Here is a 19,761-nt window from a genome sequence, read left to right as displayed (position 1 = left end):
ATTGATTGAGACGTGGGGGAAGGATTGTTATATGTTTATCCAAAGGAAAAGGACGTCACGCAATAGCTTCACGAGATACTCGAAAATTCATTTCATATTGATAATGAGTTTTTCTTTGATAATACAGAGTCCTGTATATGCTAGAGAAGCAAGAGCTAATCAACAATGCTTTATTAAGGCTTATCCTTCAGCTGTTGATCAAAATGGTGAATTTGTTCAAACCATGTCTGGTAAAACTCTGGTTTGGAATGACGGAAAATCAAAATCATTTACTGAGATGCTGAATTCACCAGATTTGAAGGATATGCAAACTCTTGCTTATCCTGCATTTCGTTCCATCAATGTACCCCCTGCTTATAATGAAGATCCAGGAAGAATTCGTAATGAACCACTGTTGAAATTAGTCTATGGCAATACAAGAGGAGAAGTACGTAATAACCTGATCTCCATCAATTGGGTTTCGAATTCCAATGTAAAAGGGGTTCAATTTAACAAACAAAACGGTGCTGCCCAAGCCTTAAAACAGGTGGTTCATGCGTTAGAACAGTTGCCTGCCCCCTATCACAAGTATTTTACAAATATCGGTGGAACCTTCCTCTATCGCAATATTGCTGGCACTCATCGTTTAAGTCCGCACTCTTTCGGTATTGCAATCGATTTGAATGTCGATTTTGGGGATTACTGGTTTTTTACCCAAAATAATTCATTAGCTTCCAGGATTCCTTACAAAAATCGAATGCCCCAAGCCATCATCGATATTTTTGAACGCCATTGTTTTATATGGGGCGGCCGTTGGTATCACTATGACACCATGCACTTTGAATATCGCCCGGAGCTTTTTTGCGGTCGTTGCGTGATGTAGCGCCGCGTCTTTTTATAGGTCTTATTTTCTGGTTTTGAATCACAAAATAATCGTGATGAATTTAACTTTTGGGAGAATCAAACGGAAGTATAAAATTTTTACTTATATTAATCATTTCGTTATGTTCTTCTGTGCAAAATTTAAACAGGTGTCTGCTATAATGTAGTCTGTAACATTGATTTGAATATGATATTAATCATTTCATGGAGAACTCAAATGGATACATTGAAGATACTGTGTTTAAGTATTGGACTGGCATTTTGTTCAATTTCAGTCAATGCCCAGGCTGTAACCAACCTCAACGATCTCTTACAATCATGCGTGTCTGATGAATCGAACGAGCAAATTTTTTTACAGGGTATCCAGCTGGCTCATGATACAGGATATCCGCATTATCATGGCAATCAAAGCAATACATACAACGCTAGTGGAAGAATCCATAGCTATGAGTATTGCAGTAAAAATGTATTTGAACCGTGCAGACGAGCAGGCGGATCCTACTGTTATTGCAACACGCAACATCATTTGTGCACCTACGGTCACACTCGGAATTGCAGTACGTGTTGTTAATCTGGAATTAGATGCCTGATTTGCCCAGCTTTGAATCCAGACCTGTCAAACCACCCTGTAATAAATGTGGTTGAAACTTGCAGATATGAAATCAGGTCCGAGGCGTTCATTAAAGGGCATAGGCGGAGTAACTTCATATAATACGCATTTTAAATCACCATCCCGATACAAATATGGTCATGAAGTCGAGATTCAATCTCACTTTTTTCTTTAAGATTCAATCTTCTTTCAACAGATTGTCGCACTCTTATATTATTTACTGCTATACTTTGCCCAGCGCTTTGCTGCAATAAAGTAACGCTAGTCGCAAACTAATCACATGGAGATAATAATGAAAAAACTTACAGGATTAATAATTATCCTGGCTGTTTTAGTCCTGGGCGGATATTATGGCATGGGAGTTCTTACTGAAAGAACCATTAAGAACAACGTACAAGTAATTAATCAATCTAATGGTCTTTTTGCTGATATTGAGCAGTACAATAGAGGTTGGTTTAGTTCTGATGCCAAAATAAAATGGCGTTTGCATGTTCCTGAGCGTGTTGTTAAAGATGCTGATGGTAAATCTCAAACAGTTGCAGCGCAAGATTATCAAATGGATATGCCGATTGTAATTCACCACGGCCCATTTATTCTTGCTGATAAAAGTTTACGTTTTGGTATGGGATATGCTCAAACCGTATTTCCATTTCCTGAGCAATACAATAAACAATTTGATGAAATGTTTTCTAAAGATTCTATGAAGCCTCAATTGGATTTAAGTATTTTTGTAAACTACTTAAATCATAGTACCGTTGAATTGTCCCTTCCGTCCTTCAAATTAATTTCTAAAGATGGCACCGGTAATTTTGATTGGATGGGTATGGAAAGCACAACGTCAATGTCTTCCAATATGAATAAAGTAGATGGTGACATAGTAATTTCTGGTATGAAAATCGCTAAAGACGATACAAAAATCACCTTGGGTAAAGTAACCAGCGAATTTGATTTACATCAAACTCCTGCCGGGTTATATCTAGGTGAAGCCAGTTTTTCATTACCTGCTTTTGATGTTTCTGTAAAAGATCAAAAAATGTTTGAAATAAATGAGCTTTCATTAAGCTCAAGCAGTGATATTGAACAAAGTCTCTTTAGTACTCACTTTAGTGCTGATCTAAAATCTCTATTTGCTAATGGAAAGTCTTATGGTCCAGGACAGATTGAGGTTTCTTTACGTAATCTTGATGCAGATGTTCTTGCTCGTATTAATCAGCAGGCAACAGCAATGCAAAATGGAACAGATGCTGAACGCCAACAGGCGATGATGGCTATGCTTCCCGAGTTACCTAAATTATTCACCAAGGGTGCTGAGTTTGAAATTTCAAAACTAAGTCTCAAGTTACCTGAAGGTACTATTGACGGCAGCTTATTGGTTACTCTACCCAAAGGCGATACCACCAATCCTTTTGAATTGATTCAGAAAGTTCAAGGGAATGCTAAATTAAGAGTTCCAACTGCTGTGGTTAAACAATTGATGCAGCAATCATTAATGCAACAAATGGCAAATCAGCCTGAAATGCAACAAGCGTTGATTCAACAACTGCAAGGTAATACAGCTCAGGCAAATTCAACTGCGCCAACATCAGAGCAACTGGCTGCTATGCAAACTGACAAGCAAATTGCAACTCTGGAGCAATCCGGTTTGATTACAGTAGATGGCTCTGACTATGTTGTTGAAGTCAGCCTGGATCAAGGTAAAGTCACAGTTAACGGCAAACCATTTGATCCATCCATGTTAAAATTTTAATACCTGCTTGAACCTGGATAAGCTGTTTATTACAGCTTATCCGATTTTATAGTTAGAAAGGATTTCTGAAAAAGCAATTGTTGATGGTGGTAACATTAAATATTGAATTTTAATATAGTTTTTGGTGTTCTGCCCTTGTCTCGAATTGCTCAATTCGGTAATATACTGCTTTTAAAAGGAGGAGCTAATAATAATGACAACAATCAGTAATGATGCAGGGGATACCACTGCTTCACTAGCCGAGAGCGTAACTCACTCAGTACAAAAATATTTTTCAGAGCTTAAGGGAACTGATCCTGTTGACTTATACCAGTTTGTACTTGAAGAAATTGAGACCCCTCTCTTTCGTGCAGTTATGGAACACTGTAAGTACAATCAGTCCCGCGCTGCTATTATGCTGGGAATTAGTCGTGGAACATTAAGAACAAAATTACGACGTTATTTTGATGATAAATATGTTGGAACTCGTGATTAAAAATATTTAAATACAAAAAAGGGAGCTTGGCTCCCTTTTTTGTTTCTGGAGGAGCGCTCTGCTTCTGAGTATTCCTTGAATGTTAGACCAAAGGAAAAATGAAGAAGATTAGAAGTGACGCATTTAGCTTCCCAGGTCGTTCTTTAGGCATCCAATTAGTTACTTCATCACCTAAAATCTGTCCGAATTTATTTACTCAAATCATAAAATATTCTTTAAGTTATATTAATTTGACCAACTCATGGAGTGTGCTGTATTAATAGCTAATTGATTGAAATCAATGAATCGTATTGAATATTTTGTAATGATGTACAGTGATTAGTTTTATGGTATGAACGAAGTATTGATAAAGAAATCAGGTTTGCCCATTCAGATAAATTAAGTTACTCTCTGCGAGCTAATATATTTGCCATGAAGAAAGAGTCATCTTTATACCATTTGAACTAGGGAATCGTTTTATCTTAAACGAATTATTTTAAGGAAAAAATAATGCAGAAAGATCAGAATAGGTTATTAATTCTATCCAGCTTAGGCGGAGTTTTAGAGTTTTATGATTTTATTATCTTTGCATTATTCGCAAGTTATATTTCAAAGGCTTTTTTTCCCGCAACCAACGAGCTTGTAAGCCTGTTAATCACTTTTGCAACTTTTGCCATAGGCTATTTGGTAAGACCTCTTGGCGGCGTGGTTTTCGGTCATTTTGGCGACCGTATCGGAAGAAAAGTAACTTTTACCATATCCATACTCATGATGGCACTAGCTACATTGGGAATCGGATTCATTCCATCTTATGAACGAATAGGGATAATTGCACCGGTTCTTATTATCAGTTTACGAATTATCCAGGGACTCTCAATTGGAGGAGAAATTCCAGGAGCAATAACCTATGTCAGTGAGTCATTTACTCAAAATAAAGGTTTTGCCTGTGGCATTATATTTGGCGCGTTAACCGCCGGTATCGTATTAGGATCCGTAGTGCATGCGTCGATTATCTCGCTATTTTCCGATGAACAAATGCAGTTGTTTGGATGGCGAATCCCATTTATTATTGGTGGTTTTTTTGGATTATTAAGTTATTTATTGCGAAAAGATTTGCATGAATCCGCACAATTTTTACAAATTGAAAATAAAGTTGAAAAATTTCCCATTATCACCGTGTTTAAAGAGCAATTTACAGTGGTAATTGCCGGTACTTTTTTTGCTGCAATGTGCGCGGTCATAGTGACTTCTCTGTTTTTATTTATTCCTGCCTATTTCACAAAAGTACTTCATTTACCAGCAGATGCTTTTGTCTGGGAAAGAACATTGGCGATAGCGATTGGTTCAGCGATGAGTATTTTTTTTGGTTATTTAACCGATCGTATTCCTGTAAGAAAATTGGTGATGGCGCTTGGAATTCTGACGGCTGTAATTGCCTATCCCATATTTTCCATTTATGTTTATTATCCCCAGTTTTATACTCTGGCCTTTTTGGCAAGTGCATTTTTACTAGGTTTATCTGCTGGAATAATACCGCGATTACTCAGTGAATTATTTCCTACGACTATTCGATATAGTGGAATAGCAGTGAGCTATAATCTTGGATTTGCTTTATTTGGCGGATTAACTCCATTTATTTCTTTATCACTCATTTACTATAGCGGCATGGCGACGATACCTGCTGTTTATTTGATAGCAGTTTCAGTCATGTCGATTATTTCTCTAATGCTTATTAGAAATAAAGAACAGGGTATTCATCAAGTATGTTCGCAATGTATGCCTCAAATTTAATCAAGTAGGACGGGTGTTTATTTTTGAAATAAGGATATTTGCTGGATGATTTGATCCCTGATGAGTTGTTGCGTAACTCTTGTATCTTACGATTCACAAGAAATGTAATAATTTATATTTATTAAATTAATTTGTATTTTAAACTACAAATCATCAGCAATATTCTTAAGTTCCTTCATGTTTTTTTTGAGATTGTATCTTATTCCAATGTATAAATTTTCGTCTATATTTATTTGTTACAATACACACAGATGAAGATTGTCTCATGATTTTTTTTCTTTTGGACTTATTTTCTCTTAGCGCCACTTTCGAGGAGGGAATCGGTGCATTCATAGGGCGCTGATACTTGTATAGGATGCTGATACTTGCATAGGGCGCCCATTCTTATAGAGGATGCCAATACTTGCTTAGAGCATCGGTGTTTACACAGGATGACTTTGCTTGTAAGGATGGCAAATAACTCCCCAACTTCGTCACCCTCCGCGAAGGCGAAGGGTCCATTATTCGTCTTTCAGGCGCACCATTCCTGGACCCTCCGCCTTCGCGGAGGGCGACGGTGCATGCATAGAGCTTTGATACTTGCATAGGGCGTCCATACTTATATAGGATGCCAATGTTTGCATAGAGCACCGGTAACTTATACAGGATGACTTTGCTTGTAAGGATGGCACATAACTCCCCAACTTCTTCACCCTCCGCGAAAGCGGAGGGTCCATTATTCACCTTTAAGGCGTACCATTCCTGGACCCTCCGCCTACGCGGAGGGCGACGGGGCATTCATAGGGCGACGGTGCATGCATGGGGTGCTGATACTTGCATAGGGCGCCCATTCTTATAGAGGATGCCAATACTTGCTTAGAGCACCAGTGCTTACACAGGATGACTTTGGTTTAAGGATGGTAAATAACTCTCCAACTTCGTCACCCTCCGCGAAAGCGGAGGGTCCATTATTCATCTTTAACGACAAATATCTAGGTACAAATCGTCCCATTTGGGATTGATGGACTCAATTAGGTTTATTTTCCAAGCCCTAAGGTATTTTTTTAATCTTTTTTCTCGTTTTATTGCCTCAAGGATATCGGTGTGTTGTTCATAATAAACCAGACGTGTACAACCATGCTTGCTTGTGAAACCTTCAGTAGCTTTGTTCTTATGTTCCCATACTCTCTTAATGAGATTTGATGTGATTCCAACATATAAAGTTCCGTTTTTTTTATTTGTTACAATGTACACATACGAATATTGTTCCATATTTTTTCCATTTGGACTTACAATTCCTGGGCCCTCCATCTTCGCGGAGGGCGACGGTGCTTTCGCTTGCATAGGAAGTTGATGCTTGCATAGATCGCACGTGCAAACACAGGACGACTTTGCTTGCGAGGATTGCGCATCACCCCCAACTTCGTCACCCTCCGCGAAGGCGGAGGGTCTATTATACCTCTTTAAGGTGCACCATTCCTGGGCCCTCCGCCTTCGCGGAGGGCGACGGTGCTTTCGCTTGCATAGGAAGTTGATGCTTGCATAGATCGCATGTGCACACACCGGACGACTTTGCTTGCGAGGATTGCGCATCACTCTCCAACTTTGTCACCTTCCGCGAAGGTGGCAATTTTCCTGATGTGGATCATCACATAAATACATTTCATTTTCTATTGCGGAATCGCCGCTGCAGCTGTAGATGTAATCAAAATAATAAACACGGTTACATTTTTTAAAAAGGCTCTGAAGATTGTATGAAATAACTTCATCAGTGCTACCTGCAACGATAGGTTATCATCTTGAATTACATAATCATTTTGACGGGATTATTCAGGTATATTGAGGCTAAGGTTTAAGAGTTCTTAACAGATCGTGTACCCCGCATCTGATTGTTATCATTTGCGGGATTCTACTCAAGTGTACTAATTTTATTCGGCAAACATTGAGCTGACGGACTCTTCAACATTCACTCGTTTAATCGCTTGCGCTAGCATGTCAGCAAGACTGACTACACGTATTTTTTCACAACTTTGAGCTTCGGCAGATAAAGGGATGGTATCGGTCACAACGACCTCGTCAAGACCAGAATGTCGTATATTTTTAACCGCAGGACCAGATAATACTGGGTGCGTGATATAAGCTCTGACACTTTGAGCCCCATTTTTTTTAAGTTCATGTGCGGCTGAACACAGAGTTCCTGCTGTATCCACAATATCATCAACGATGATGCAGTTTTTGCCTGCTGGCTCACCAATAATATGCATTACTTCAGATTTATTGGGGCCGCTGCGACGTTTATCAATTATGGATAACTCAGCATCATCCAGTCTTTTAGCAACAGCTCGTGCTCTTACTACGCCACCAACATCAGGTGAGACAATCATGATATTATTCAGATTTTGTTTTGCTATGTCTTCAATAAGAATGGGCGTTGAGTAGACGTTATCAACGGGCATGTAAAAGAAGCCCTGGATCTGATCGGCATGTAAATCAACAGTCAGTACGCGACATATTCCTACCGATGCCATCATGTCCGCAACTACTTTTGCTGTAATTGGAACACGTGCAGAACGAACCCGTCTGTCCTGGCGAGCATAACCAAAATAAGGAACGACAGCAGTAATACGACCCGCTGAAGAGCGTCTTAGGGCATCTGCCATAATCAGCAGTTCCATTAGATTGTTATTGGATGGCGCACAGGTTGATTGAAGAACAAAAACATCTTTACCACGGACATTTTCTAATATTTCGACCATGGTTTCCCCATCGCTGAACGTACCAACGGTCGCCTGACCAATAGGTATTTGTAGATGAGAGGAGATTTTAAGCGCCAATTCAGGGTTAGCATTCCCGGTAAAAATCATCATCGTGGACATGTGTAAAAAGCCTTAGATTTAGGTTAATCGCTTAACTTAAACACATAGCAGAAGACAGCCAGAAAGATATTATTATTATTTGAGCGATACGAAGAACGCATCCTTCCAGGGTATCTTCTGCCGTCTGTTTACTTGTACCTAGATTCAACTACTTTTCTAGGTTGAATCAACAAGAAAGTGGCAGGGGTGCTAGGATTCGAACCTAGGTATGCAGGGATCAAAACCCTGTGCCTTACCGCTTGGCGACACCCCTAAAATTTGTAGATTCTTACATCGTCCATGAGATAAAACTGCTATCATCCCTGCAATGTGCTGCGTATTTTGCAGTGGTTTTTGGATGATGTCAACTTTAGAAAGCAAATAATTTATTAAATTTAAATTCAAATGACTTTTTAACCTTTTAGCAGCAGCAGAAATGAGCTGGTGTACTCATCGATAGTTACCCGCAAATAGTACTTATTTTGCGGGTAACTTAATTGTTTATGCTGTTAAACGGTCCAGTTCTTTATTACAACTTTAATCATAACACCATTTCCTTCAAGACGAATCATGCTGGGCAGATCGATGCCTTTCACAGAAGTATATTTTGTGAAATCAATGGTATACCCATTTTGTCTTAATTGAACCAGATGATTGTATTGATCATGTTTCTCAGATTGAACCCCGCCAGGAGCCGGTAATCCTCTAACCCAATAGTACAGGTTATTTACTGGAAGACGAATTCCAGTTTGTTTCAGGAGTAACTCATCTGCATTACTGGAGGTAGATGTTTTTGGCCCGTCCTGGAATGTGACCGTGCCGCCGCTTTTGTTAATCAGCACTGTACCACCACCTAAGGGTCCCATCAATCGAATCTGGTATGATCCAGGGCCATGTTGTACCCAATTCATGGTAGCTGACCAACCTTTTGTTTTACTTTTGGCAGCTAAAGCACCTTTAATGTCCCATGAAGAAACTGTAGCAGTTTCTGCTTTACGCTCAGCCAGCGGAATAACTTTATTCGTTGGAAGTTCTTCAGCAGGGCGTGGCGGCGCGCACGCAGTTAGAAAACAAACAGATACAATCGCACAACGTTTTAATGCATTCATTGCTCACCTCAATTCCATTTCTGTAGTTTTTCAATTAACAATACGCTAGACTGCATTTATATGCAATCAGTGTTAAAAGATATGAAACAAAAAGCAATATACCCAGGCACATTTGATCCCGTAACCAACGGTCACATAGATATTATTTCTCGTGCCGCGCGAATTTTTCCAGAACTTACAGTGGCAGTAGCAAGCAATAAAATGAAACGACCTTACCTTGCTTTGGAAACACGAATTCGCTTACTGGAAGAAGCTGTTGGTCATTTCCCGGGTGTTCAGGTGGTGGGATTTGATAGTTTATTAATTGATTTTGTTCTTGAACAAAACGCAGGTATTATTTTACGTGGATTACGTGCTGTATCTGATTTTGAATACGAATTCCAACTAGCCGGTATGAATAGAAAACTTTCGAAGGAGGTAGAGACATTATTTTTAACTCCCTCTGAAAATTTAATGTTTATTTCATCTACTTTGGTACGAGAAATCGCTGCTTTAAATGGTGATGTTTCCCAATTTGTTCCTCCCGGCGTCGTTAAGGAACTAAATAAGAGACGAAATGAAACTCAAGACTAAATGGTTTAATAGTTTACTTCTTTTAATTTTTTGTACCTCTCCGGTATGTTCGGATACATTACCTAATCAACCCCCTGGTTATGCGATAGCAAGCGCTCATCCTTTAGCGACCAATGCTGGCCTGGAGATTCTGGCTGCAGGTGGAAACGCATTTGATGCCGCTGTAGCTGTTACTGCGGCTTTGGCGGTAGTCGAGCCTTATCATTCTGGATTAGGGGGCGGTGGGTTTTGGTTATTGCATGAGGAACGTACCCATAAAAACATTTTTATTGATGGTCGAGAAGTGGCTCCCAAAGCAGCTTCAAAGAATATGTTTCTGGACCAGGACGGTAGTGTTAAACCTGGATTATCATTAAACGGAGGGCTGGCAGCTGCAATACCTGGAGAGCCTGCTGCCCTGGTTTATATCGCCAAAAATTTTGGTCGTCTTCCGCTGACTAAAACCCTGGCACCAGCGATTAAATTGGCGAAAGAAGGTTTTCCCGTTGACGAACGATTTATCGATTTTTCAACGATGTTTGATCGGATGGATCAATTAAAAAAATATCCTGCGAGCGCAGCCATATTCTTAAAGAACGGTCAACCTTATGCCCTTGGTGACCGACTGGTTCAAACTGATCTGGCACACACTCTAAATCTTATAGCAGAGCATGGCGAAAAGGGATTTTATCAAGGTGAAACAGCGCAACGATTGGTTAAAGGCGTTAATGCCGCTGGTGGAATCTGGACCCTGGAAGATTTGGCTCAATATCAAATAAAGGTGAGAGAGCCTTTAATTGGGGCCTATCATAATATGTTAATTATTACTGCTCCTCCTCCATCAGCAGGGGGAGTTGCATTATTAACCATGCTCAATGTTTTAGCTAATTTTCCATTAGATACCTTTAACAAAATTCAATGGATACATTATGTTGTTGAATCAATGCGCTTGGCGTATTGGCAAAGAGATCAGTTTTTAGGGGATCCTGATTTTGTAACAATCCCTGTAGATAACTTAATTAGCGCAGAAAATGCGAAATCATTAAGTACATTAATTTCTCCTGATAAACCAATTTCCAGTAAGGCATTAAAGGGTGAAACTTCTGCACAAAAATCGAAGACAACGACAACACATTTTTCAATTATTGATGCTGAAGGAAACCGAGTTGCTGCAACAATGACGGTGAATTTTATTTTTGGTTCCAGTGTCGTTGCCGAGGGAACTGGAGTTTTACTCAATGATGAAATGGATGACTTCTCAACCAAAACCGGAGTTGAAAATGTTTTTGGTATCGTGGGTAGTGATAAAAATGAAATAATGCCCGGTAAAAAACCCTTATCCAGCATGACACCTACTTTTCTTGAACTACCTGGTCGCGTCGCTATTTTAGGTACTCCCGGTGGGAGCAGAATCCCTACCATGGTATTAATTGCCTCATTACTTTTTAATGATGGATATGGAGCGATTAGTATGGTTTCTGCCATGCGTTTTCATCATCAATATTTACCCGATCTGGTTCAATTTGAGCCGGATACGTTTCCGAAATTCATCCAGGAGGGATTAAAGTCAATGGGCTATCAATTAATGCCACTTGATCAAAATTATGGTGATATGCAGGCCATCACCTGGGATAAAGAAAAAAATGTGTTAACCGCAGCTTCGGATCCAAGAGGAATTGGTTTATCGGCGAAAGTTGCAACTACTCCAAAAGGGTATGGAGTGAACTATTAATTATCTTTTTCTCCTATCAGTTCTTTAATTGCCTGATAGGTTTGATTAATCAATTCGTCTTTATTATCAACTGTAAATTCTGACGCTTTTATTGGTTTGCCGATATGAATTTCTGCTTTCTGATTTAGATTAATCTGAAATGATCGGGCAGGAAGAATATCAAAAGCTCCTCTGATGCCTATAGGAATTATTGTAGCTTTTGCTTGTATGGCAGTAATGAATGAACCTTTTTTAAACGGAGCCAGTTTACCATCCTTAGAACGCGTGCCTTCTGGGGCAATCCAGATAATAATCCCACTTTCCATTAGCTGTTGTGCATAAGCCAGATCTTTAATTGCCTGATATCTGTTTTTTCTATCCACGAAAGGAAATTCAGCTGCTTTCATTCCTTTTCCGAGTATGGGAATCCTGGACAATTCTCTTTTGGCCAGCATTCTGATCGAATTATTTGGAAAGGCTTTGAATCCCAAGGGGATATCGTAAGCACTGGAATGGTTGCACATCAAGATAGTTGCCTCTCCAGGCTGAGGCTGGACGTTAAAATCATTGATAACTTTGTAATCTACTTTTACTTTATTTAATAATTGATCTATCCAATGATGAATGGTTTTATCTACCCAAGGTCGGGTTGGTGTACTGAAATAATATTTAAATATAGAACGCAGACTCACTACTGTTGTATAAAAAAATAATGCGAGGACTATCCAGGCAGTTCTTAATCGGCTTATTTTCATTATGATTGCGTTTGGTTTATTGACGGGTAATCATACAGCAAGCCAATTAAATTGCCTAGATGAATTATGAGAGTAGAGATTGTTAGTCAATCTTGTGTCATCAGGATCCAAATATACGGCTTAATCGTGACAATACATCGTTATCTACTGCTTCAATATTATGGATATCAAAACCTTCAGACATGACGCGTGTCTCATTCCATCGTTCTTCCATCCACATGTTGTATTTTTCCGTATTTAAAAAAGCCATTTCTTCTATTTCGGTTCGAACATCATGACGTCTCTCGTTTTCAGCAAGCTCATAATAACGTAATCGATAATAAGGATTTTCGGACATTACCTCTGCCGCCTTTTTAAAATAAGGGAGAGCTTCTTGTCTATTACGAGTATAGAAGTGAATTATATCTCCTTTGATATAATAGATTTTTCCTAGTACGGCCCTAATATCTTTCCCGGGTTTATGTTCATTCAGAGTTATGAAAGAAGAGAGATTTTGGTGTAATAAATCCAGCCATGGTTTAATTTGTGGAACAACTTCTTTTCTAACGTGTGAACTGTCATTAAAATCTATGGGAACGCGGATTTTTTCAATGATACACTCGATTTTCCGAAGCAATAATTCATTATATCGTTGTTTATGCTGAGGTACATTTTTCGATAGATTGCACCTATCTAACAATTTTTGAGCCTCATCTAATGCGTCAAGGTTTGCATCTTTCACATCAGGAAACATTTTTTTATCGATTTCTATCAGGGTTCTTGCATAGTCAATGGTCACTGCAATCAGTGGATTATCCTGGGGTGAGATACGGGCAATTTGCTCCGCCAGATAAATATTCAGCTTTGCTGCTTCTTTTGCCTGAGGGCAATTCAAATGCTCCAATTCTTCTCTGATTGTTTCCTGATTTTCTGTTAATTCGGTCAGATAATAAATTTTTAATGTATTCAGATTATTCCTATCGAATTTAATGCTGGTGTGAGACTCGAATAACGTTCTTGCCTCTTTGAAATTCCTTTCTCTAATGGCTTCATTAAACAGATAAGTAATCCATTCTTCTTTTAAAACAATATCCTGCATTGAAAGATCCTGATCTAATATATCAGGTGCAAGTTTTACCGCCTGCGCAAGGAGGGTTATAAAATTTGTTCCAAACAGTAATTTGCTTATGGGGAATCTGCTTTTTTCTTTTTTAGCATCCTGTAAATAGGATTGAGCTACAGATTTCCTTAATTCAGAATCAGGTTCCAAATGGGTTAATTGTTCGGAAGCATCTAAATTTTTTTTAATATAAGCGACCGATTTGTTTTTATCTTCAATTTGTGGTGATTGAAACAAAATTTCCAGGAGTTCAATTGCGTCGTTTATGGCGTTATATAAACTGTGTTTTCTAGATAAATAGAATTTAATATAGTGTTCTGGAAATTGATATTTGATGTCTTTATGCCAGTTTAATGCATCGAGATACTGTTCTTGGTTCACCAGATAGATTGCATAATATTCTGCAAAACGACTGTCAGTTAAGCACTCCTTTATTGCAAGCCGTTGACGGCGATTATGTAATCCATTGATTGCACTAGAAATCACATAATCATCCTGAGCATCAATGCCAGGAACTAATTGGTACAATTCATCGTTGACAAAGCTGGTAAATGTTTGTCCAAAAGAGTGGGCAGCATGGAGAGGGGAACCCCATCGAGTGATTTGATCGGAGTGAGTTATATAATAACTCAAGAGCACTTGCTGCAATTCTGCAGAATTCTTGTTCTCTCTTTGTGTATTAAGTAATGATTCAAATCGTTCAGAGATAATGGGCGGGTCAAAACTAAATCGATTTTTTATATGAAAGCCTTTCAGATAACCTTGATAGGCGATCTTGGCCAGAGTCATTTCTACTTTATTGGCCTGGCAATGGTTTTCAAAGCCGAGCCATCCCTTAATGGTCTGAAATAAAGACTGTAACCAACTGACTCGAAACACCTGTATTCCATCAGTATACAGCTGGCTTTTAGGGTGTTTTTTAATATTATTCCAAAAAGTTAAATATTCTGCTTCATCAATGTCGTAAATGATAAAATCAGGACGATAAACGACCCCTCTGTCTTTATAACGCCTGATAATATGGCTTCCTAATTTGATACGCAGCATTAAGTACCTTTATTAGTTTTTAAAAGAGTGTCATTTTACAGGAATGCGCGTTATTGTTCAAATTATTTCTAATCTGGCTTTAATTGTCACATTTTATTGTGGTTATAGGATGCCTTTTATCGGTTGGCATTGAGGACAAAATGCTGAATGGCGACCAGCGATTACGATGCTCTCGATGATAGAGGCGCAACGATTACACGGTTGTTTTTTTCTACCATATACTTGCAGTGATATACTGAAGTAGCCTGGTTTGCCATCGAAGGTATAAAAATCTTTTAATGTGGTTCCACCTGCTGCTATAGCTGATTCCAGCGTTTTTTTGATATGGACAGTTAACTGACTTAAACTCTTTTCTGATATATTCTTGACTGGGGTTAATGGATGCAATCCTGCCAAATAAAGACTTTCCGTGGCGTAGATATTGCCGACACCTACTACTATTTCATTGTTCATTATGAACGATTTAACTGGTTGATTTTTATTCTTCGCTCTTTGGAGTAAATAATCAGGGTTAAAATCTTCAGATAGAGGCTCTGGTCCTAAATGACTCAGGAGTGAGTGTTGATGCGGGTTGTCTTCTATATAAAGGAACAAACCAAATCGTCTGGGGTCACAGTATCTCAGTATTAATCCATTAGCAAGAAGCATATCGATGTGATCATGTTTCTCTGCTTTTGTTCCATCGGGCACGATTCTTAAATGACCCGACATGCCTAGATGAATCAGTAAATACCCCTCATCAAGGTGAATCAACAGGTATTTAGCTCTTCGTGTGATGGCTAATATCTTTTTACCAATACACAGCTCATCAATATTCGAAGGAACTGGCAGTCTGAGCGAGTAATTACGAATAATGACATTCTTGATTATTTGATCCTTCAGATGGGGTTTAATTCCTTGTTTTGTGGTTTCAACTTCAGGTAATTCAGGCATTATTTTTTATCATCATGCTCAATGATACGTCCTTGTTCCTTTTTAGTAGATTCACTGGGGAAAAAATACTGTTTAGCCAGGGCAGCTAGATATAAAATGCCACCGATTACCACGCCCCAGATAGCGACATAGAAAAACATAAATAATAATCCGATAACAATGGCGATTCCAACTCCAATAACTATGAATGGAACTAAATTTTCAAAAATCTTTTCTAGTTTATTGCTCATGACTTCATCCAGAAGAAAGTTATTTATTAATTATCGGCTACATAATCAAATCATGCAATGTTATCATTGAAAATGTGTTATCATTATACTATATGGATATAATGTTTTTGAAATATTACTTCCAGATGGTGGATGTACTATTTTTTTATTACCAATTTTTATCTAAAGCGGGGTTTCTATGGTTTTCGGATTTTTAAACCTGTCCTTTTGGGGGTATGTTCTTGCAACTGTAGTTTTAACACAAATAACTATAGCTGCAGTAACAATTTATCTTCATCGCAATCAAACGCATAGAGCGTTGACATTGCATCCAATCATCAGTCATTTCTTTCGTTTCTGGTTGTGGTTAACAACAGGTATGGTTACAGCTGATTGGGTTGCTATACATCGTAAACATCATGCTACAACGGATGTTGAGGGTGATCCTCATAGTCCTGTGGTTTTAGGCATTAAGAAAGTATTTTGGCAAGGAGCTGAACTGTATCGCGCCGCTCGAAAAGACAGAGATATGGTTGCGAAATACTCACACGGTACCCCTGATGATTGGTTGGAGCGTAATGTTTATGCCCGTCATTCCGCTAAAGGTATTACGTTGATGTTGTTCATTGATTTATTTTTATTTGGCGCTCCTGGATTGACCATCTGGGCCATACAAATGATATGGATTCCATTGTTTGCTGCCGGAGTAATTAACGGTATTGGGCATCATTGGGGTTATAGAAATTTCGAATGTCTGGATGCAGCAACCAATATCATCCCCTGGGGATTTTGGATTGGTGGTGAAGAATTGCATAACAATCACCATACGTTTGCGTCATCTGCCAAGTTTTCTGTTAAGTGGTGGGAGTTTGATATTGGCTGGATGTATATTCGCGTACTTTCATTTTTAGGTTTGGCTAAAGTTAAGAAATTACCGCCAAAACTGGCTATGGATGAAGGTAAGCTGCAAGTGGACATCGATACAGTTAAAGCTGTAATTTCCAATCGCTTCCAAGTCATGTCCAATTATTATAAAGCGGTAATCAGACCGATACTCAAGCAAGAAAAAAGTCATAGTATCGAAACTAAAGAAGACAAAAAGCTATTTCAACGTGCTGGGCGATTGTTACGTCGTGAAGATAAGTTACTATCAACCAAGGCTAAAACACGGCTGCAAACTTTGTTGGAAGCTCGTGAGCAATTACGTGTTGTTTATAGTTACAAACAATCTTTACAGAATGTTTGGATGAAAACTGCTACGTCACAAAAAGAATTAATCGACGCGCTACAACAATGGTGCCGTCAGGCTGAAGAGTCCGGTCTTGATGTATTGAGACAGTTTGCTCAACAGTTAAAAGGTTATGTTCCAGTTTATGTTAAGTAGTATTCAAATAAGAGTGTGGTTTTGATAAACCACACTCAATATCTCTTTAAAGCCTATCCTATTTATCTCGACAAGAAATCACTTTCTTAAAGTTAAACCATAGTAGCCTGTATTAGCGAAGCGTAATACAGGATTTAAGTGGCAACAAACTTCATTGTTTCCCCGTATTACGCTTTGCTAATACGGGCTACGAAAAAGCTAATCTACAATAAATATTCCTTATCTTAATCGCTGTGAGCCAAGGAATAAGCATCAATTCTAGTTATTACAAATAAAATCATTTGGAAAAACTACAGATACACTGTTATTAGAACCGTTCAAAAATACATTGCCAGCCTTTAACATGCATTGACCAATTTGTTGGCTATTTTTTGTTATCATATTCGGCAGGGTATAGAACTGGGTGGCGCTTATTGTATAAGGCATAGGAGAGCAAGTTAATTTTCCTATGGTTTTAGGCGAACTTCCACCTTGCAAAATGATTGATTTACTAAGACCGTTGTCATTAGTGACGTTAAAAGCAACACTTTGATCGGGTTGAATTGGGGGGCTGGATACTGCAACCTGGATTTCGCAAGAATCATCATTTGCATGGGCATAGTGTGGGATGGTCAATGCAACAAGTGAAAGAGTTGTAGCCAGTAATTTATTTATCATAGTTCCCTCATTAAGTGAAAATCATTTTTCAATACCAGTAACTGATCAATAAGTCCGGAAAACATCATCTCGAACGGAGTGCGAGAGTTCCTGAAACTGGCATGTTGCCTGCATTAGAAGATCCTTCATTGCGTTCAGGATGATGAAATTCTCGAGGTTGTTGAGAGGTTACCAAATCATAGAGTAACTGCTTGAAAGAAATAGATTTCAAAGCCTGGACAGGGTACATTTAATCAAATTTTAATGCAAGATTATCAGGGACTATAAAGGCTGTGCCTCATTAGGCTTAACTTTAGTGATTAATGGAACTTTGACATGATGAATCAAGCACGGATATTTATAAACAGACTGGTTCTATTATCAGTAGGCATTTTATTCTGGTCTGGTTCGGTATGTTCTGCCGTAATAACTCCTTCCTGTATGAATAACGCAGCAAACTTTGATTTCGAACTACAGCAACCATTTCACTCGGATCGAATGGTCAAAGGCTGGGGTCCAAAACCGAATACCCTGCAATTAAGTTCAGAACTGCTCAAGTGCGTTGTTCCTGCTAACTTAGGTTGGCAAAGGCAGCGTATTCTTGCCGCAGCTGATTATTGGATTAAACGAAAGTTAAATTATTGCCATCATTATGTGCCCGATTATCAAACTCCTGAAAGAGAACGAAATTCCAAGCAGCATAAAGGGGGATATTGCAGTGTTGCCAAAAATATTATGCCCGGTTCAACCTATTATCAGCAGCAGATCAGATGGAATTATACGGGAGTCGGCTCTGAAACGTTGGTCAATTGGGTTAATAACACGATGTGGTACGGTTTGGATTGCAGTAATTACACTGCTTTTTTATATAATTTTGCTTTGGGATTAAAATTCAGTAGTAATATAAAGTATCAGGCAGGACAACGTTCTGATAAATCACAAATTAATTTATCTCCAAATCAACAATCGGGTACTCAGGTTCTGGATAATCCAAATGCAGCAGGAACATTGGTTTGTAGAGACAATACGCTTGAGGCAAACCATTCCTGTGCAGGGCATGGCGGGTATTTATCGGTAATTGATCAATTCGGAGCAAAGCATCCAGGCAGTATTCGTGCCTCGGATTTGGCGGCTTTACACCCTGGAGATTTATTGTTTATTTCCACTCCGCGAGCTGACGCTACAAACCCATCAGCCGTTGTGCATGTTGTGATGTGGACTGGCCAACAAATCAATGACGATGCGAAAGGTATTCATCCAGAGCAGATTGCGCCTAACGGATTCTGTTCTCAAAAGGAGTGGATGCCCCATTTGGGCGATTGGATTATCACGGACAGCCATTATCAAGGGCCAGACTATCGAATCGTCACCCCATGTTATTATTTAAATAATTTATGGGGCGTCAGAAGGATAATTTATTAATCCCGAATGATAATTCCCTTTTTATACAAATCAGGTATGCATGTTGAGAATTGGTTTTTGAATATCGATTTTAAATGGATCAAAAACAGTTTGAAGTACTTCACCGGTGATATTCAAGTTCTCTGTCTTGATGCTCGAGTGATTTTTGTATAACAATTAAGCTACAGTTTGCGTAATTGTTTGAAAATGTTATTATATGCCCCTTTGTTATTCAGTGTGAATGTTTGAATGAAACTTGAAGAACTTTTTATGCGTGATCTTGAAGAGCAAAAAGTGAGCGCTGTACGTGATATTGAACAAAGAATCTCCTTTAGTGTTGGAATATCAATGTTTGGATTTTTTGCAAGTGATAAGTCCAGAGCCGAAATTCCTAAAATCAGGAAGATGGGTCAGTCTCATATAGCCCAAGTTAATACACATTATGAACAGGAACGATCAATCAAAACATCCTGGTTGAATAACCATACGGCTGTTCTGAGTGAATTAAAACAGAAGGTTACTGAACTTCCAGAACATGAAAGCAGGGTGCCACATTTATAATAGGAAATTTCTTTGTACATGACTGATTTTTTGTCACGTACAAAGAGGAAGTTTATAGAAAGCTAAC

The 19,761-nt window shown here is 38.7% G+C and carries 18 protein-coding genes and 1 tRNA gene; 10 read left to right on the top strand and 9 right to left on the bottom strand.

Annotated elements, in window-relative coordinates:
• Positions 1-115: 115 nt before the first annotated feature.
• The 5 genes from Lqua_RS02710 to Lqua_RS02690 all read left to right on the top strand — a co-directional run bounded on the left by Lqua_RS02710 (position 116) and on the right by Lqua_RS02690 (position 5,463).
• Complete coding sequence (locus tag Lqua_RS02710) at positions 116-862, top strand: M15 family metallopeptidase (protein ID WP_058472755.1); 747 nt, start codon at positions 116-118, stop codon at positions 860-862.
• Between the two features lie 328 nt (positions 863-1,190).
• Positions 1,191-1,451: a hypothetical protein gene (locus Lqua_RS02705; RefSeq protein ID WP_058472754.1), complete on the top strand. Its 261-nt coding sequence runs from the start codon at positions 1,191-1,193 to the stop codon at positions 1,449-1,451.
• A gap of 312 nt (positions 1,452-1,763) precedes the next feature.
• Entirely contained in the window at positions 1,764-3,218 is a 1,455-nt protein-coding gene (locus Lqua_RS02700; protein WP_058472753.1) for a YdgA family protein, read from the top strand.
• Between the two features lie 193 nt (positions 3,219-3,411).
• The gene (locus Lqua_RS02695) at positions 3,412-3,693 is read left to right on the top strand and encodes a helix-turn-helix domain-containing protein (protein ID WP_018576070.1); all 282 of its coding nucleotides are present in this window, start codon (positions 3,412-3,414) and stop codon (positions 3,691-3,693) included.
• A gap of 489 nt (positions 3,694-4,182) precedes the next feature.
• Positions 4,183-5,463 (top strand): MFS transporter, encoded by a 1,281-nt coding sequence (locus tag Lqua_RS02690; protein ID WP_058472752.1) that lies wholly within the window; start codon positions 4,183-4,185, stop codon positions 5,461-5,463.
• A 957-nt stretch (positions 5,464-6,420) separates the two neighbouring features.
• Here Lqua_RS02690 and Lqua_RS02680 read toward each other — a convergent pair.
• From Lqua_RS02680 to lolB, 4 genes are all read right to left on the bottom strand, one after another.
• Complete coding sequence (locus Lqua_RS02680; RefSeq protein WP_058473060.1) at positions 6,421-6,714, bottom strand: GIY-YIG nuclease family protein; 294 nt, start codon at positions 6,712-6,714, stop codon at positions 6,421-6,423.
• Positions 6,715-7,370: 656 nt separating this feature from the next.
• Positions 7,371-8,318 carry a ribose-phosphate pyrophosphokinase gene (locus Lqua_RS02675; protein WP_058472750.1) on the bottom strand — a complete coding sequence of 316 codons (948 nt, stop codon included), beginning with the start codon at positions 8,316-8,318 and terminating at the stop codon, positions 7,371-7,373.
• 178 nt (positions 8,319-8,496) lie between these two features.
• A tRNA-Gln gene (locus Lqua_RS02670) sits at positions 8,497-8,571 on the bottom strand.
• Between the two features lie 235 nt (positions 8,572-8,806).
• Entirely contained in the window at positions 8,807-9,406 is a 600-nt protein-coding gene (lolB, locus tag Lqua_RS02665; protein ID WP_058472749.1) for a lipoprotein insertase outer membrane protein LolB, read from the bottom strand.
• A 60-nt stretch (positions 9,407-9,466) separates the two neighbouring features.
• Between lolB and coaD the strand changes: the two genes are divergently transcribed.
• A complete protein-coding gene (gene coaD / locus Lqua_RS02660) occupies positions 9,467-9,979 on the top strand; it encodes a pantetheine-phosphate adenylyltransferase (protein WP_058472748.1) in 513 nt (170 codons plus the stop codon).
• Complete coding sequence (ggt, locus tag Lqua_RS02655) at positions 9,963-11,690, top strand: gamma-glutamyltransferase (protein ID WP_058472747.1); 1,728 nt, start codon at positions 9,963-9,965, stop codon at positions 11,688-11,690. Before coaD ends, ggt begins: the two co-directional genes overlap by 17 nt.
• Here ggt and Lqua_RS02650 read toward each other — a convergent pair.
• From Lqua_RS02650 to Lqua_RS02635, 4 genes are all read right to left on the bottom strand, one after another.
• Complete coding sequence (locus Lqua_RS02650; RefSeq protein WP_058472746.1) at positions 11,687-12,424, bottom strand: lysophospholipid acyltransferase family protein; 738 nt, start codon at positions 12,422-12,424, stop codon at positions 11,687-11,689. The two genes, ggt and Lqua_RS02650, sit on opposite strands and share 4 nt — an antisense overlap.
• A gap of 100 nt (positions 12,425-12,524) precedes the next feature.
• Positions 12,525-14,570, bottom strand: coding sequence for a hypothetical protein (locus Lqua_RS02645; protein ID WP_058472745.1), 2,046 nt, complete (start codon positions 14,568-14,570; stop codon positions 12,525-12,527).
• 102 nt (positions 14,571-14,672) lie between these two features.
• Positions 14,673-15,503: a bifunctional DNA-formamidopyrimidine glycosylase/DNA-(apurinic or apyrimidinic site) lyase gene (mutM, locus tag Lqua_RS02640; RefSeq protein ID WP_058472744.1), complete on the bottom strand. Its 831-nt coding sequence runs from the start codon at positions 15,501-15,503 to the stop codon at positions 14,673-14,675.
• Positions 15,503-15,733: a hypothetical protein gene (locus Lqua_RS02635; protein WP_058472743.1), complete on the bottom strand. Its 231-nt coding sequence runs from the start codon at positions 15,731-15,733 to the stop codon at positions 15,503-15,505. Before Lqua_RS02635 ends, mutM begins: the two co-directional genes overlap by 1 nt.
• A gap of 178 nt (positions 15,734-15,911) precedes the next feature.
• Between Lqua_RS02635 and Lqua_RS02630 the strand changes: the two genes are divergently transcribed.
• The gene (locus Lqua_RS02630; protein ID WP_058472742.1) at positions 15,912-17,096 is read left to right on the top strand and encodes a DesA family fatty acid desaturase; all 1,185 of its coding nucleotides are present in this window, start codon (positions 15,912-15,914) and stop codon (positions 17,094-17,096) included.
• Positions 17,097-17,354: 258 nt separating this feature from the next.
• Here Lqua_RS02630 and Lqua_RS02625 read toward each other — a convergent pair whose 3' ends face one another.
• Positions 17,355-17,753 (bottom strand): hypothetical protein, encoded by a 399-nt coding sequence (locus Lqua_RS02625; protein WP_058472741.1) that lies wholly within the window; start codon positions 17,751-17,753, stop codon positions 17,355-17,357.
• A 315-nt stretch (positions 17,754-18,068) separates the two neighbouring features.
• Here Lqua_RS02625 and Lqua_RS02620 point away from each other — a divergent pair, with 315 nt between their 5' ends.
• Both Lqua_RS02620 and Lqua_RS02615 read left to right on the top strand, forming a co-directional pair.
• Positions 18,069-19,154: a hypothetical protein gene (locus Lqua_RS02620; RefSeq protein WP_058472740.1), complete on the top strand. Its 1,086-nt coding sequence runs from the start codon at positions 18,069-18,071 to the stop codon at positions 19,152-19,154.
• 228 nt (positions 19,155-19,382) lie between these two features.
• Positions 19,383-19,694, top strand: a complete 312-nt coding sequence (locus Lqua_RS02615; RefSeq protein ID WP_058472739.1) for a hypothetical protein — start codon at positions 19,383-19,385, stop codon at positions 19,692-19,694.
• The last annotated feature ends 67 nt before the right edge of the window (positions 19,695-19,761 follow it).

The sequence above is a fragment of the Legionella quateirensis genome, assembly GCF_001467955.1.
In the GTDB taxonomy this organism is placed as follows: domain Bacteria; phylum Pseudomonadota; class Gammaproteobacteria; order Legionellales; family Legionellaceae; genus Legionella; species Legionella quateirensis.
The sequence above is the reverse complement of the archived record's forward strand: the minus strand, read 5'-3'. Positions and strand labels throughout refer to the sequence as shown.

Bases quoted from the DNA above. Each gene is read 5' to 3' on its own strand.
- Lqua_RS02705 (WP_058472754.1), top strand. From the start codon at position 1,191: ATGAATCGAACGAGCAAATTTTTTTACAGGGTATCCAGCTGGCTCATG.
- Lqua_RS02700 (WP_058472753.1), top strand. From the start codon at position 1,764: ATGAAAAAACTTACAGGATTAATAATTATCCTGGCTGTTTTAGTCCTG.
- Lqua_RS02695 (WP_018576070.1), top strand. From the start codon at position 3,412: ATGACAACAATCAGTAATGATGCAGGGGATACCACTGCTTCACTAGCC.
- Lqua_RS02690 (WP_058472752.1), top strand. From the start codon at position 4,183: ATGCAGAAAGATCAGAATAGGTTATTAATTCTATCCAGCTTAGGCGGA.
- Lqua_RS02680 (WP_058473060.1), bottom strand. From the start codon at position 6,714: ATGGAACAATATTCGTATGTGTACATTGTAACAAATAAAAAAAACGGA.
- Lqua_RS02675 (WP_058472750.1), bottom strand. From the start codon at position 8,318: ATGTCCACGATGATGATTTTTACCGGGAATGCTAACCCTGAATTGGCG.
- lolB (WP_058472749.1), bottom strand. From the start codon at position 9,406: ATGAATGCATTAAAACGTTGTGCGATTGTATCTGTTTGTTTTCTAACT.
- coaD (WP_058472748.1), top strand. From the start codon at position 9,467: ATGCAATCAGTGTTAAAAGATATGAAACAAAAAGCAATATACCCAGGC.
- ggt (WP_058472747.1), top strand. From the start codon at position 9,963: ATGAAACTCAAGACTAAATGGTTTAATAGTTTACTTCTTTTAATTTTT.
- Lqua_RS02650 (WP_058472746.1), bottom strand. From the start codon at position 12,424: ATGAAAATAAGCCGATTAAGAACTGCCTGGATAGTCCTCGCATTATTT.
- Lqua_RS02645 (WP_058472745.1), bottom strand. From the start codon at position 14,570: ATGCTGCGTATCAAATTAGGAAGCCATATTATCAGGCGTTATAAAGAC.
- mutM (WP_058472744.1), bottom strand. From the start codon at position 15,503: ATGCCTGAATTACCTGAAGTTGAAACCACAAAACAAGGAATTAAACCC.
- Lqua_RS02635 (WP_058472743.1), bottom strand. From the start codon at position 15,733: ATGAGCAATAAACTAGAAAAGATTTTTGAAAATTTAGTTCCATTCATA.
- Lqua_RS02630 (WP_058472742.1), top strand. From the start codon at position 15,912: ATGGTTTTCGGATTTTTAAACCTGTCCTTTTGGGGGTATGTTCTTGCA.
- Lqua_RS02625 (WP_058472741.1), bottom strand. From the start codon at position 17,753: ATGATAAATAAATTACTGGCTACAACTCTTTCACTTGTTGCATTGACC.
- Lqua_RS02620 (WP_058472740.1), top strand. From the start codon at position 18,069: ATGATGAATCAAGCACGGATATTTATAAACAGACTGGTTCTATTATCA.
- Lqua_RS02615 (WP_058472739.1), top strand. From the start codon at position 19,383: ATGAAACTTGAAGAACTTTTTATGCGTGATCTTGAAGAGCAAAAAGTG.